Genomic DNA, 14,445 nt, shown 5'->3' with positions numbered 1-14,445 from the left:
TTGTTCCACGGCCACCTTTATTCTTACTAAAACAACGGAAACATCTCTCATCCCCAATATATCTCGAATTCAAGTCTTCAATATTATGGTGCTATTATGGAAGAACATAAAACTATTTCATTATTATATCAACAACAAACTTTAACACAGCCTTTCTAATTGTTCATATTAAACCTGATTGTAAATGTTTTCCTTCCTGTTTGCAAAAGTTTAATAGTACTGGTTTGCCCCATTATCTTGGAGACTAGAGTTCAAAACAAATTTCTTATCATAGGCTAAAAAAGAGTCATGTTTCCGCTTCTCTCCATTTTGCGGGAGGGATGGGGCGTTTTCTAAATCATGGTATTCCAGAAACGAGGAATGGTTTAATACACAAAGTGGTGCTATGCAAACGGACATACAGTGTCTTATTCTTCGATTTGAAGGCTATTTTGCATTTGAAACGGACATCCAGTTCGCTATTTAGCCAAAAACACCTTAAAGTAGTGTGTTTTTTCACAGATAAGGTACTATATGTCCGTTCACCTCTCCAAAAGAGGTTTTTTACAGTAAATAAGAGCATATATGTCCTTTAGAAGATGTCCTACGTATTGTCTAAAGTCCGATTGCAAAACTTCCAGCATGATTGGTAGGGGAACGGGGAGACTCCTGCGGAAGAATTTAAAGTTTCTCATAAAAAAAGTTTTCTCCTATACAACAAAGCTCCCAGTAAAAAGTACTGGGAGCTTTGCTTATTTTTCTAGTGTTGATTTAATACTATTATACACATGGGACCATAATTCCTGGTTTTCTCGATACGCTTTCGTTAGAAATAGTATCATTTCTTTTTGCTTTTCCTCGAAAATAGGGTTATCTTGACTCGGCAGGTTTTCTCGGCCGTTGTCTACGAGTTGTTGTAATTCAGGAGCACGTGGGCCCCATACAGCAACTTCCTCCCCTTTTTCATTGATAAAGATAAAAATCGGAATGGCACGAGAGGAACCATTGGTTAGGTATTGATCCATCAGTTCCAAATTTTCATCCCTATTAAGTAAGCGTACCTCCATATTTGTCTGCTCAGAAAGTTTTAATAGGATTGGGATGTTTAACATCGCATCCCCACACCAATCTTCTGTAAGGACAATTACTCGCAGCTTCTGCTCTTTTATCTTTTCAAAGAAGCGTTGATCTTCCGGCAATGTAAAATGATTATATACATGCATTAAGTTATCTTGGTTCTTCGTCATAGCACTTACGTATTCTTGTGGGGTCACACCTTTATCGAACCATTCGTTCAAATTCATTCCGTTCACCTCATTCGTCTAGTAAGTCGTTTACATGGTACACTTGTCCGTTTTCTAATGGTTGTGTGAATAACAGTTTTCGTAGAGCTTGAGCAACTGTATTCGTGTCACGCAACATCCCTTTTTCTTTCAATTCTTTAAATTTGTCTACATCAGCAAAGGCGTCTTCAGAAGAAGAACGAATATCTTCCTGCATATCCGTGTCCATTACACCAGGACTAAACGCAATGGATGTATGAAGACCATTTCGTTGTTCTTGCTCCATTGCGGCTGTTTCCGTAAAGAGATTTAACCCTGCTTTTGTACTACCATATACACTCCAGCCATACACTGACCTGTTGGCAGCACCAGACGTAATATTCACAATTGTAACTGGCGTCTCGTTCACTTTATTATAGAAAAGATTCGTAATAAGCATAGGTGCAATCAGATTAACATGCACATGCTGCACGACCTTCTCTGATTCTAAAGCACCCACATGATCAATCGGTTCTACAACGCCTGCATTATTCACGACGTAAATACCTTCAGGCTGATTATCGCTAATATGATTAGTGATGAGTGTGAATACACGCTCTAAGTCATCAATCGATGATAAATCGCAAGTATAATGTGTATAGGAAACCTCATTTTTCTTAGCCATTTCCTTTAATTCCGCATTGTCAGAACGAGAAACACCTAAAATATGAATACCTTCCTCCATCAACTGCTGTGCAACAGAATCCCCTAAACCTTTCGAGACACCCGTTACCACTGCATATTTCATGTTATCCCTCCATACATTTTGCTAATCTACCTATAACGAACGTATCATACCTATTTTGTGAAACCTAATAAAAGAGCCTATAATGAGGGTACCCCTCTTATAGGCTCTTCATGCTTCAATCTTCTTCATCTAACGTTAATCCTTCGACATGCTTACGATCTAGTTGTTTTCTAACCTTACGATACTCTTTCGATTTGAAGATGATATCAAAATCATAATCATCTGGATATAAATCTTTAGCAGGGATATGCAGTTGGATGCGCTTGTGGTTTAGTGTTTGTTTTTCTCCTTTAATTTGAACAATATAATTCCCTTTTTTATCAGGTCCTTTATAGACAATGCCGGTTTCCCCTGTAGCTAGAACCGTAACGTTATCTCCCATATCATAGTGAGGGATGCGATCCTCCGGTTTTGCTTTTTCTTTGGAGGATGATTGCCTTGCATATCGATTCACTGCAACTTGTTTTGCCAAATCACTTTGTTTGGTATCTGTATCTGCTGATGAATAAGTTGCTTCTTCTTTATACGAGATGGAATGAGCCTTTTCTATAATCGCAGGGTGCATCCCTAGTTTCAGTGCAATTTGGAAGGCCTGACTTTTTCCGGTCGTATCTAACAACAATCGGTACGTTGGGCGTAAGGTTTCTAAATCAAACTCCATCGAGCCATTGAGAAAGCCTTCTTTTTCCTCTGCAAAATCCTTCATCTCATTATAGTGCGTGGTCGCAAAAATCGTTGCCCCCTTTTGATACAGTTGGTCCAATATCGCTGTCGCAAGCCCCATGCCTTCTGTAGGATCTGTTCCGGAACCTAATTCATCTAGTAAAACTAAACTATGGTCATTCGCTTCCTGCAGAATATGAATGATATTCACTAGTCTGGAGCTAAACGTACTCAGGTTCTCTGTAATGCTCTGACCATCTCCAATGTCGACAAAAATATCATGAAATAAATGGAGTGTGCTCCCTTTTTCTGCGGGAATATGCAACCCGACCTGGGTCATAAACGTTAACAGCCCAATCGTTTTTAACGTAACGGTCTTACCTCCCGTATTCGGCCCAGTAATAACTAATGCATATTGGTCAGATCCTAGATGCACCGTTAATGGGACGGCTTTTTCGCCAAGTAGTGGGTGACGAGCTTCCTTTAGGTCAATCGTATAGTCTTCATTTATAGTGGCAGGAGCAGCGTTTAGTTGCTTACTATAATGAGCCTTCGCAAAAATGACATCATATTGATGCATCGTTTCAACAGCCACACTCAGCTCATGCTCTCGCTCCAATACAAGTGCAGTTAAATAATAGAGCACCTGCTCCACCTCTCGCTCTTCGGCCAGTCGAAGCATTTCTAACTCTTCCTGCATAGCTGTAATCTCTTCTGGTTCAATGAAAACCGTAGCTCCTGAAGCAGAGGAGTCAATGACAGTCCCTTTTACTTTCGTTCGGTAGCTTGATTTAATAGGCACGACAAAGCGACCATTTTTTTCAGCTACGACGGTCTCCTGCAAATAGGGGGAAAGCTTTTTAGACTTGGCAAGATGATGAATCTTATCTTTTAACTTTGTTAGCTGCGCGTGAATTTGTTTGCGTAGTTTGGCTAGCTCCTTTGATGCATAATCATCTACTTGCCCGTGCCGAATACAGCTTTGAATATCAGATTCCAAGTCACTCAAATCTTCAATCGAATCTGCATACGTAGCAATCGTCGGAGCAACATATCCTTTATCCTTCATAAATCGTTTTAACTTAGAGCAATGGTCAAGAAACGACTCTAACTTCTTGAATTGATCAGGCCTAATAAACATCCCTTTCTTTCCATACTCCAACATCCCTGTTACATCATCCAAACTATGAATGGGGACACTTGAACTTATATTTAGTATTTGTACCGCTTCACTAACCTCTTCTAACCATCGATCGATTTGTTTTGTATGAAGAGACGGTTGAAGCGATTGTATCGTTTCTTTTCCTTTACTCGTTAATGCATAATGGGCAACCTCATTCAATACCCAATCGCATTCTAGTGCCTGAAATGCATATTGATTCAATTCCAGTTCCTCCTATTAAATAGATATCATTTTATAAAACTCACCGTACGGCAAGCCTTGGAGAAGACAAAAGCCTAGCTATAAAATATAAAAAGCTGCAATGAATGAGATCATTGCAGCTTAGCCTAGGCGATTCATTATTCAATCGCTGGGATGGTACGTAACTCTGGTTAGGAATAAGACGGTTTACATATCCATCCTTATACCAGAGACAAAAAACGCTATGACACATATGCCATAGCGTTTCACGTAACCCAATTTGCTTTGCTATGATTCATTGTTCTTAACTACTCAAAAAAGTGTATAACAAACACAGCTTACCTTGTAGTAAGCTTTTGCACTTTCTTGAGACCGTATTAAATTACGTGTTAGTTAAGAACAATAACCTTCATAAAACATACTCCTTGGATTGAGAGTCGATTGAATAATGATTTGTCTTTATTTCTGTTTTTATCATACTGTATTGCTTCCACTTTTGTCAATTCAACGTATAAGGGAAGCTGCCTCGTACCCTAAATAAAACGCCCACTCTCTAAGGAAAAAAGGCACCTTCGTTTCGAGGCTTCTATACCTTGAGGTCTTCGTAGGGGAAGCAATTGCATTCATATCTAGATTATGCGCCATTGCTAAAGCTCGTTTTGTATGAAAAGGATCACTAACGATTGTATATGAGTCTATTTCTGATGTATCCCCTATTGACTTTGCGTTTTTTAAATTTTCCTCTGTGATTGTAGAGGAGGTTTCAATCACAATATCATTCTCAGGAACCCCATGTTCAATGGCATACATTTTTGCAACTTCCGCCTCTGCATAGGCCGCTCCTGAACCTTTTCCACCTGTGAAAACGAGCTTATCAACATATTCGTCTTCATACAACTTCAATCCATGTTTAATCCGCTCTTCAAATACAGGCGAAGGATCGTCATGATAGGCTGCTGCCCCAAGGACAATAGCCGCATCGGTATGTTCCGGAGGATAGTTCGTGGAATACGTCCACATCGAATAGCCAGAATACAGAACGTAAGCGAACATAGCTAGCAATAGAAAACCAAATAGTTTCTTCATTTCTATCCACCTTCTACCTTCCTATACAGTTCCTCCAACAAAACGTATCACAAGTTAAAGAATGAAAACAACTATTTACGGTTATCCCCTCTCAAATGTATATATTTTACACAAGTAATAGATTCGTAATTTTATTTAAAACTTCCATTGCATAAAAAATCATAATCATGTATATTTATCAACAACAGTTATTAGACGTACAGGAGGTTTATCCAGAATGAATGAAGAAACAGTAGCCCACCAATCCACACAAAAGAAATCCGTACTAGAATCAGGACACTTAAAATTCCTAATCCCTTCCCTTATAGGAATTCTACTATTCTTAGTACCTATCCCTTTTCAAGGAAAAATTACAATAGGGGTAGGAATATTAGCTGAATCTGTTCAAGGATTACTATCCGCTCAATTACCAGCTATTATGACAACATTGATACTTGTTTCTTCCATTCTAGCTTTTGTGCAAGTAACGATGAAGCCTGCTTGGATGAACAAACCAATTCTTCAACAACTATTCTCAATCTCTCCATTGTGGACGAGCTTGCGTTTACTAGGAGCGTTATTGGCCATTTTGACTCTTTTCCAACTAGGACCAGAATGGATTTGGTCTGAGGCTAGTGGGGGGACCGTTTTATATTCCTTAATCCCTGTACTTACGACATGGTTTTTATTCGCAGCTTTATTAATGCCATTCTTAATGGAATTTGGTTTGATGGAATTCGTAGGAACGATGCTTCGTAAAATTATGAGGCCATTATTCACTCTACCAGGTCGTTCTTCTATCGATGCCACTGCATCATGGATGGGAGCAGGACCTGTAGGTGTTCTAATTACGACACAACAATATGAACAAGGCTACTATGACAAGCGGGAAGCGTCCGTCATTGCGTCGAACTTCTCTATCAATTCTATTGCATTCAGTCTTGTGGTTATTAGCTTTATTGGACTTGAGCACTTATTCGTCCCATTCTATTTTTCTATTACAGTAGCCGTTATCGTGGCAGCCATTATCATGCCTCGTATTCCACCATTATCTCTAAAGAAAAAGACGTATCACGAACCAGTTGGAAAGCAAATTTCTGAGGATGTACCAGAAGGCAAGTCCATTACGAAATGGGGAACGGAACTTGCGGTATCAAAAGCGAACTCCGTTAGCAGCTTAGGATACGTATTCAAAAAAGGATTTACCAACGTATTAGACATTTGGTTTGGCTTATTGCCGATTGTGATGGCACTCGGTACAGTAGCACTGATTCTAGCTGAATTCACGCCAATTTTCACATGGTTGTCTGCTCCAATCGTTCCCGTGCTACAATGGATGAACATCCCTGAAGCTAGTGCAGCAGCACCAGCTATGATCGTAGGTTTTGCAGACATGTTCCTACCAGCCGTTATCGGGAAAAATATCGAGAGCGAATTAACTCGTTTCATCATTGCTGGCGTATCGATTACACAGCTGATTTATATGTCTGAAATAGGCGTACTTCTATTAAAATCCAAAATCCCAATTAAATTCTGGGAACTTGCCGTTATATTTATCCAACGTACAATTATTACACTACCTATCATTACACTAATGGCTCATTGGCTACTATAATGTACAAAAGCGCAAGGCGGCTGTATATGTTGGTGCTGTGGCCAAAGTGCACTGGATTTAGACGTGGCTTATAAAACACAAAAGAAGAAGCACTATTACTCACAAGGAGGACTAGAAATGGAATGGCAACATCTATATAACAACATGAGCGATTTTCTCGCTCCAACTATGGCAAAAGACTTTCCTAACTTACCTGTAGAAAAAGAAGAAGGCTGCTACTATTACGGAACGGACGGTAAACAATACCTTGATTTCAGTTCCGGCATTGCGGTGACAAACGTCGGACATCGTCATCCGAAAGTCGTGGATGCAGTCAAAAAAGGAGCAGACGAACTGTTGCATGGTCCTTCTGGTGTCATTATGTATGAATCAATTTTGCAATATGCAAACGATCTTGCTGAAGTACTTCCTGGTAACTTGGATTGTTTCTTCTTTGGGAATAGTGGTACCGAAGCAGTAGAAGGCGCTATTAAATTAGCAAAACATGTGAAGGAACGTCCTTACGTCATTTCCTTTACCGGCGGTTTCCATGGTCGTACGATGGGAGCGCTTGGTGTTAGTACATCGAAGAGTAAATATCGTAAGTTTATGCAACCGAATGGTCTAACGTACCAGCTACCTTATGCAGATGTAAAAGGCTGTCCAGAGGGTGAAGATGTTGGCGAATATTGTGTGAAACAGCTTGAGAAAGACGTCGAGAATTTATTCGAGCATCAGGTTACCCCTGATGAAGTCTCTTGCATGATACTAGAACCTATTTTAGGCGAAGGTGGATATATCATCCCTCCTAAAGAATGGCTTCAAAAAGTTCGTGAAATCTGTGATGAATATGGTATTCTATTAATCTTTGACGAAGTACAAACAGGCTTTGGCCGTACTGGTGAATGGTTTGCATCCCAAGCACTTGGCGTTGAACCAGACATTATGGCGATTGCCAAAGCGATGGCATCCGGCCTCCCATTAGGCGCAACCGTTGCATCGAAAGAATTAATGCAGCAATGGCCACTTGGATCTCATGCGACAACATTCGGCGGAAACCCATTGGCATGCCGAGCAGCCGAAGCTACCCTTGAGGTATTAAAAGAAGAAAACCTGCCTCAAAACGCGAAAGAAGTGGGAGCTTATGCAACCGAACGCCTTCATGAGCTAAAAGAAAAACACGAATCCATCGGCGATATTCGCTCCATAGGACTACTGATTGGAATCGAAGTCGTCGACCCTGTAACCAAACAAGCAGATGGCGATGGGTTAATGAATATACTGGAACTAGCTCTGGAAAAAGGTGCACTGTTCTACTTCTGCGGCAACAAAACAGAAGTCATCCGCATGATCCCACCACTTTCCATTACAAAGGAACAAATTGAAGAAGGCATTACGAAGCTAGATGAAGCTTTAACCTTGCATGAAGAAGGATTGAAGAGTAGTCAGGTTTAGAGAGCAAAAGCGCAAGTACTCTGCTAGCGAGGCACAAACTCCTGCCCATAAGATGTGGGTTGGCTCGATATAACTTTGATTTCAAAGAAATAGTATAGTAAATAGCACCCAGAGCACAATGACAATAGTTGTCTATTAAGCGTGTGTATTAGGGTGCTATTTTCTTATTTAGGTTTAATCTGTTATAAGGAGTCACATGGACAAATGTTGTTCTTCGCCTTAACGAAGCATAACAACTAATTTGTATTCGAAATCCTTGGTATTTCATGTTTGCTTTGAAACTTTTTTCGTCTCTGTACGTATGCTTACTAAATATATGATGGAGGGGGACAATTTTAATGGAAATAAGCTTAGATTTTATCGTATTAGCGGCAGGGATTGCTTTAGCAGGGTATTTTATTGGGAATGGATTACGTAATTTTGGTAAACAGGATTATATTGACAAATTATTAGATAAATCGCTTGAGGAAGATTCTTCAAACAAAAAATAAGGTTATCTTAGTTCATAAAGTGGTGCGGGTGCGTATCTGGAAAAAGCAGATACGTTTTTTTATTATTGAGCAGATTTAACATGAATTTTATAATATCTTGTTGCGTTAAGAGGAGAATTTTAAGAAATAAAAACTACAAATTTTGGCGAAAAAGCTATAGAATAACTCCTAAGCTTTTTCACCTTAGATGTGTTAATGGACTTGTTGATGCATGTCCCCTACTTCCCATTATCCTCCAAACAATCGTACATATCCTGCACAATCTCTTGATAATACTCCTTACTATGTGGAACAAATGCATCTGTTCCTACCCACTCATCTAGTTCCTCCGCTTTTCCCTCTTCGTCTACAACAAACCCTGTAATCCTGACTTGGTCGAGCTTTTCTTCCCACAACTGATTAAATTCACTCAATTCTACTTTTATCATTCCTGATACTTCTTCTTGTTGTAGGGTGAAGTCGTGAAGATCTTTTTTACAATTATAGATAAATACATGAGCAAATTCTCGATCGACAAAGTTTCCGAGCGTTACCGGGTCGATTTTGATTCCTCCTGAATACAACTCATCAAAAGATACGTATAGGCCTAGTTCCTCCTCCACTTCTCTTACTCCGTCCTGAAGTGTTTCGTGCGAGAGTAAATGGCCTGCTGCAGTAATATCGAATAAGTTCGGAAAATCTTGTTTGGTTGCGCTCCTTTTCTGTAAATAGACATAAGGCTTGCCATTTTCGATACTTACAAACCAGCACTGAAAGGTTTCGTGCCAAAGCCCTTTCTGGTGGACCTCTTCTCTAGATGCAACACCAGTTTCTTGTCTATGCTCATTAAATACTTTTAACGTTTCCATATTCATCTCCTTTTGAAGCAACCTATTTTTTTCAATCCTTTCTTCTATCTATTATAATGAAAACAAATCCATCTGTAAGGAGGTAACTACTATGTATCCGATTCTATATGGCATTATTATCGTCATCTCGATTGCTTCTCTTATAGGCACACTTTATGTAGGAAAAGTAGTAAATAAGACTTCTGCCAAATACGATAAAGAAGGTGACAAAGGCGAATCGAGCCTCACAGCGCAAACAAATGTGAAAAATAACTCTAGTATTCAAATGTTGTCTATCATTTATATCATTTTCTTTATCTTAACCATTATCGCTATTGCTCTTCTACTAATCTTATAATTCTCTCCAAGACAGCAGTATAAGGTCGATAGCACTAGTCACTCTAGCATCTATTACCTAACCAGTATTGTTTCTATTATGAAGGAAGTCCCTTTTCCGACAATCTATGATTAAAGATTGATAGATTCGGGAAGAATTTAGAGGTAAAATAGAATGAAGATATATTTTTTACCAAATTTATACAATATATTCCTTTTAATAGACTAAAGAAAATCTGGAGGTATAGAGTATGGATGGATCGTTGATTTCCTTAATCCTCCCTTCCTATAACGAAGAAGAAAATATAGAACTGATTTATGACTCAATTCATAAAGATATGGCAGACCTTGACTACGATTATGAGCTCATCTTCATTGATGATGGTAGTGCCGATGGAACCTTAAACTCAATACAGCACTTAGCAGCTACCTACCCTGGAGTAAAATATATTTCATTCACACGTAATTTCGGGAAAGAAGCAGCATTACTAGCAGGGCTTCAAAAGGCTAATGGTGATGCTGTTATTATTTTGGATGCAGATCTTCAACATCCTAGCTACCTAATTCCTGAGATGATACAGGGGTTTGAAGAAGGATATGATCAAGTTATCGCTCGTCGCAATCGTAATGGGGAATCCAAATTACGAAAAGGCCTTACTACGATGTTCTACAAAATGATTAATACGTTGGTTGATGTTACCTTGCAAAATGGGGTAGGCGATTTCCGTCTACTGAGCAGGAACGTCGTGAACGATGTGTTGAAGTTGAGTGAGGCTAACCGCTTCTCCAAAGGTTTATTTTCCTGGGTTGGGTATGAGGAAAAAGTGATTAATTATGAGAATGTGAACCGTCAGGCTGGAGACTCGAAATGGTCCTTTTCAAATCTATTGAACTATGCCATTGATGGCGTTGTCTCCTTTAATACGAAGCCACTTCGACTCTGTTTATATACTGGTTTATTCATATTACTATTGTCGTTAGGCTACATTACCGTCATGTTCATTGAGGTGATACGTACTGGCATCGATGTTCCTGGCTATTTTAGTACAATTTCCGCGATTCTTTTCCTAGGAGGGGTACAGCTAGTAAGCCTTGGTGTGATTGGAGAATATATAGGTCGAATCTACAATGAAGTAAAACAACGCCCACACTATCTTATAAAGGAAACGAATATTCATGATGCAAATGATCAGATCTCTCAATACTGAATTAACACGGTTTATTATTGTTGGAGGGATGAATACAGTCAATTATTATATTGTGTTCTTATTCCTCCACAATCTTCTACACCTTCATTACATGGTGTCGCACATTACTGGATTTCTCATAAGTTTTGTCATCTCTTTTTTCCTGAATACATACTTCACTTATAAAGTAAAACCTACGCTGTCCAAATTTCTAAAGTTTCCGTTGACGCAAGTAGTGAATGTCTCCACTTCTTCGTTACTCGTATTTATTTTTGTAGATGGCTTTGGTTGGAATAGCAACATTGCACCCATTGTAGCTGTGTTTTTCACAGTACCCATTACCTTTATCGTTACAAGTAAAATATTAAAGCAATAAATGGTGGTCTCTAATGAATAAACGTAAACTCTTATCCCTTCTATTTTTTAGTATGGTTATCGCTACCCTATCCCATCTATTCTTCTTGCAACAATGGGTGGAAGGGAGCTATATGGCTGGTCCTAATGATGGATTAAACCAAATGCTTCCCTTTAAACAATTAATTCATGAAAACTATACGAGTGGTAATTTCTTTTACTCTTTTGAGTTTGGGTTTGGGGGAGGTTTTTTTGGGCAGCTCGGCTATTACTTTTCGACGAACCTCTTTTTTATACTAACAATCCTAGTGGTTTACGTGCTGGAGCTACTCCATATCATCGACACACCAGATGTATTGTTTTGGGCTCAAGCTACGATATTCACGAGTATCATACGAATGACTGTAGTCATCTTCGCTACGACGTTTGTATTTCGCTATTTCTCTATCAGGACAATCCCTGCTTTTGTAGGAGCCTGTCTTTATGGAGCTAGTGTCATTTACTTTCGACACGTCACCTATTGGGAGTTTTTTGCTGATGCCTTTCTGTTCGTACCTTTACTTGTGTTTGGTACAGAAAAGATCATCCGCGAACAAAATCCAGGCTGGTTTATTTTTGCGATTGCCGCTACTATTTTCAACAACTTTTATTTTGCGTTTATTAATCTGTTATTTGTCGGCATATACATACTTGTCCGTTGGTTTATTCCGTTACAAAAGAACGAAACTCCTAAGCTTCAACAAATAAAGCAATATGGTATATCAGGAGTACTTGGATTCGGAATCGGTTCCATAGCATTTATCCCAACAATCTATGCATACTTTCAAAATTACCGACCTGCTTTTAATCAGGAGCGGCCTCTAATTGATTTTTCCGATAATATGTTGCTCGATAGTCGCACGTTTTTATTATCAACGGTTGTCGTGTTATTTCTGTTCGTATTCTCCTTGTATAAGCACCATTTGTTTCGGTTCTTTGCTGCGTTAACGCTATTGTTTATTCTTTTTCACTTCAGTCCGTTTATGGGGAGTGTGTTTAACGGGTTCTCCGCTCCAAGGCATCGATTTGAATACCTCGGCTTTTTTGTAGCTGGAGGAATGGTAGCTACAGGACTACAGCTTAAAGATTACATAAAGAAAAAGCACATCATCTCATCAATTCTATTAGCCATGCTAGCTTATGGAGCATTTGCCCTATATGATCAAACCTATGCCATCCGAACGATATTCGATCAATACATGGTGATTCAAACGATAATCGTCATGGGAGCTTTCATTTTCGTCAGTGCCTATAACCGAAAATTATGGCTTTCGGCATGTATCATCATTTTATTAGCTAATGCAGGCATGATGAATACGTATCAATTCGACAAGCTCTATAAAGGTGGAGAAGTAGAGAAGACAACGAAAGAATACATCTTGAGTGGTGGTTATCATTCCTCCGAACAGCAACAATTGATTCACCGTATCCAACAACAAGATGAGTCCTTTTTCCGTATCGACTGGAAAGGGACGGATGATCGAAACAATGTGCCTATTATTCAAGACTTCAACGGAACGAGTGTCTATTCTAGTATTTTAAATAGGCATGTTCTGTTTTGGTATTATGAGAATCTTGAGGTTGATATGAAACAAGAAAGCATCAGCCGCTACTCTGGATTTGGCAATCGCGCCAATTTGTATAGCCTACTACGAGGCAAATACATCATCACGCCAAAAGCTCCAGAACGTAATATTCCATACGGGTTCGAACCATACATGGAGAGTGAAAATTATCAGGTCTATCGCAATACAAACACGCTCCCTTTTGCTCGTACGTCCAGTCAGATATATAAGGAAGAGTCGTTGGAAGATCGCTCTATGGTAGAAAGAGAACAGGCTATGCTGAAAGGAATCGTTTTACCTAACGTTACGACAGATCCTCCTACTCTAACAGCCTTACCGAACCTAATGGATCAAGCTGAAGTAGAAGCGGTTGGAGGTACGTATAATAATGGTCAGTTACACGTTAGCTCCGAAACAGGTGGCATCAACATCAATCTCTCTTCTTTACCAAAAGATGCGAATGACCTGTACGTTTCCTTTTATTTGAAAAATAATGTGAAAGAGGCTCCGTGGTTTCCACTTCACGTGAATGATTTCCGAACGTCGAGAAAATCGCGGGAATCTTTTTATCGAACTGGAATCAATGATATAACCATTCGCGTTCCAAAAGATCAACAAATAGCGATTCGTGTTCCGGAAGGTAGCTATACACTTAACGAGCTAGAAGTCTATCATCAGGATTACTCTGTATTAAACCAAGCGGCACAACAAACCAATCCTCAGCCTCAGGAAGTTTCTGTGAACGGAAATGATATTTCAATCAAGCTGGAAAATGAACAGAATGACCAATTCTTAACCATTCCCGTTCCTTATGAGAAAGGCTGGCACGTTAAGGTGAATGGCGAAACGAAAGAAGTACGCAGAGCAAATTATACCTTTTTAGGGGTGGAGCTGGAAAAGGGTGAAAATACGATCTCCTTTACGTATTACCCACCTTATTTCAAATTCCTCCTTCTAACGTTTGCGCTATCCCTCCTCCTATCTACGGGATGGATTTGGATACGAAAGCGCATGCGCCCGGTTAGCGACGTACAAACTGGACTGTTTATGGGGAAGTTCGATTAAAACCGCTACATCACGTAGCAACATCGAACCAACCTACGTCCTGTAGGCCGAAAGGAAACACGAAGAGCGATAGCGATTCGATGTTGACTTATCGTAAGGAGGTGCAGGAAGTTTGCTAGTCGCTGGGCGCTGGAGCTGGACGTGACAAAAGCGTAAGCGCCCGGTTAACGACGTTCCATTTAGCCAACAGTGAAATAGAGGAGATTCTAAAATATAAGATCCCCTTTGCTTATGTAAAAATAATCCATGTCATTCGTATTGAAACCTTTGTCCCCACTAACTCGTCTGTATAGGAGAAATATAAAAAAGATTCTTAAAATGACGACTGCATACGGTGGGAAAAGTTAACCCGAAAGCCTAGTTTCAGTGAAGCCCAAAACCCAGATAGGGAC

At 39.5% G+C, this 14,445-nt stretch carries 12 protein-coding genes; 7 read left to right on the top strand and 5 right to left on the bottom strand.

Translation table 11 applies throughout. The features are described from left to right. Positions 1-731: 731 nt before the first annotated feature. From N782_RS14265 to N782_RS14250, 4 genes are all read right to left on the bottom strand, one after another. A complete protein-coding gene (locus tag N782_RS14265; RefSeq protein WP_036821480.1) occupies positions 732-1,283 on the bottom strand; it encodes a thioredoxin family protein in 552 nt (183 codons plus the stop codon). A gap of 10 nt (positions 1,284-1,293) precedes the next feature. Then, positions 1,294-2,049 (bottom strand): (S)-benzoin forming benzil reductase, encoded by a 756-nt coding sequence (locus tag N782_RS14260; RefSeq protein ID WP_036821475.1) that lies wholly within the window; start codon positions 2,047-2,049, stop codon positions 1,294-1,296. Between the two features lie 115 nt (positions 2,050-2,164). Further along, positions 2,165-4,096, bottom strand: a complete 1,932-nt coding sequence (locus N782_RS14255; RefSeq protein WP_036821472.1) for an endonuclease MutS2 — start codon at positions 4,094-4,096, stop codon at positions 2,165-2,167. Positions 4,097-4,579: 483 nt separating this feature from the next. Next, positions 4,580-5,161 (bottom strand): YdcF family protein, encoded by a 582-nt coding sequence (locus tag N782_RS14250; RefSeq protein ID WP_036821470.1) that lies wholly within the window; start codon positions 5,159-5,161, stop codon positions 4,580-4,582. 217 nt (positions 5,162-5,378) lie between these two features. Between N782_RS14250 and N782_RS14245 the strand changes: the two genes are divergently transcribed. From N782_RS14245 to N782_RS21585, 3 genes are all read left to right on the top strand, one after another. After that, the gene (locus N782_RS14245; RefSeq protein WP_036821467.1) at positions 5,379-6,755 is read left to right on the top strand and encodes a YjiH family protein; all 1,377 of its coding nucleotides are present in this window, start codon (positions 5,379-5,381) and stop codon (positions 6,753-6,755) included. A 117-nt stretch (positions 6,756-6,872) separates the two neighbouring features. Next, positions 6,873-8,189 (top strand): aspartate aminotransferase family protein, encoded by a 1,317-nt coding sequence (locus N782_RS14240; protein WP_036821465.1) that lies wholly within the window; start codon positions 6,873-6,875, stop codon positions 8,187-8,189. 338 nt (positions 8,190-8,527) lie between these two features. Beyond that, a complete protein-coding gene (locus N782_RS21585) occupies positions 8,528-8,680 on the top strand; it encodes a hypothetical protein (RefSeq protein ID WP_161783116.1) in 153 nt (50 codons plus the stop codon). Between the two features lie 218 nt (positions 8,681-8,898). Here N782_RS21585 and N782_RS14235 read toward each other — a convergent pair whose 3' ends face one another. Continuing rightward, positions 8,899-9,528, bottom strand: a complete 630-nt coding sequence (locus N782_RS14235; protein WP_237582665.1) for an NUDIX hydrolase — start codon at positions 9,526-9,528, stop codon at positions 8,899-8,901. 91 nt (positions 9,529-9,619) lie between these two features. On the opposite strand from N782_RS14235, the gene N782_RS14230 reads away from it, so the two are divergent. The 4 genes from N782_RS14230 (at position 9,620) to N782_RS14215 (ending at position 14,053) form a co-directional block, all read left to right on the top strand. Beyond that, a complete protein-coding gene (locus tag N782_RS14230) occupies positions 9,620-9,865 on the top strand; it encodes a hypothetical protein (RefSeq protein ID WP_036821456.1) in 246 nt (81 codons plus the stop codon). Between the two features lie 229 nt (positions 9,866-10,094). Beyond that, positions 10,095-11,051: a glycosyltransferase family 2 protein gene (locus tag N782_RS14225; protein WP_036821449.1), complete on the top strand. Its 957-nt coding sequence runs from the start codon at positions 10,095-10,097 to the stop codon at positions 11,049-11,051. Then, complete coding sequence (locus tag N782_RS14220; protein ID WP_152600779.1) at positions 11,020-11,406, top strand: GtrA family protein; 387 nt, start codon at positions 11,020-11,022, stop codon at positions 11,404-11,406. Before N782_RS14225 ends, N782_RS14220 begins: the two co-directional genes overlap by 32 nt. Positions 11,407-11,419: 13 nt before the next feature. Further along, the gene (locus N782_RS14215) at positions 11,420-14,053 is read left to right on the top strand and encodes a YfhO family protein (protein ID WP_052111355.1); all 2,634 of its coding nucleotides are present in this window, start codon (positions 11,420-11,422) and stop codon (positions 14,051-14,053) included. Positions 14,054-14,445: the final 392 nt, after the last annotated feature.

Origin of the sequence: Pontibacillus yanchengensis Y32 (assembly GCF_000770635.1) — a bacterium.
GTDB lineage: Bacteria > Bacillota > Bacilli > Bacillales > BH030062 > Pontibacillus > Pontibacillus yanchengensis.
The sequence above is the reverse complement of the archived record's forward strand: the minus strand, read 5'-3'. Positions and strand labels throughout refer to the sequence as shown.

What these genes read in the sequence shown, in the direction of transcription:
- N782_RS14250 (WP_036821470.1), bottom strand. Translation starts at nt 5,161, where the DNA reads ATGAAGAAACTATTTGGTTTTCTATTGCTAGCTATGTTCGCTTACGTT.
- N782_RS14265 (WP_036821480.1), bottom strand. Translation starts at nt 1,283, where the DNA reads ATGAATTTGAACGAATGGTTCGATAAAGGTGTGACCCCACAAGAATAC.
- N782_RS14230 (WP_036821456.1), top strand. Translation starts at nt 9,620, where the DNA reads ATGTATCCGATTCTATATGGCATTATTATCGTCATCTCGATTGCTTCT.
- N782_RS14215 (WP_052111355.1), top strand. Translation starts at nt 11,420, where the DNA reads ATGAATAAACGTAAACTCTTATCCCTTCTATTTTTTAGTATGGTTATC.
- N782_RS21585 (WP_161783116.1), top strand. Translation starts at nt 8,528, where the DNA reads ATGGAAATAAGCTTAGATTTTATCGTATTAGCGGCAGGGATTGCTTTA.
- N782_RS14235 (WP_237582665.1), bottom strand. Translation starts at nt 9,528, where the DNA reads ATGGAAACGTTAAAAGTATTTAATGAGCATAGACAAGAAACTGGTGTT.
- N782_RS14260 (WP_036821475.1), bottom strand. Translation starts at nt 2,049, where the DNA reads ATGAAATATGCAGTGGTAACGGGTGTCTCGAAAGGTTTAGGGGATTCT.
- N782_RS14220 (WP_152600779.1), top strand. Translation starts at nt 11,020, where the DNA reads ATGATGCAAATGATCAGATCTCTCAATACTGAATTAACACGGTTTATT.
- N782_RS14225 (WP_036821449.1), top strand. Translation starts at nt 10,095, where the DNA reads ATGGATGGATCGTTGATTTCCTTAATCCTCCCTTCCTATAACGAAGAA.
- N782_RS14245 (WP_036821467.1), top strand. Translation starts at nt 5,379, where the DNA reads ATGAATGAAGAAACAGTAGCCCACCAATCCACACAAAAGAAATCCGTA.
- N782_RS14240 (WP_036821465.1), top strand. Translation starts at nt 6,873, where the DNA reads ATGGAATGGCAACATCTATATAACAACATGAGCGATTTTCTCGCTCCA.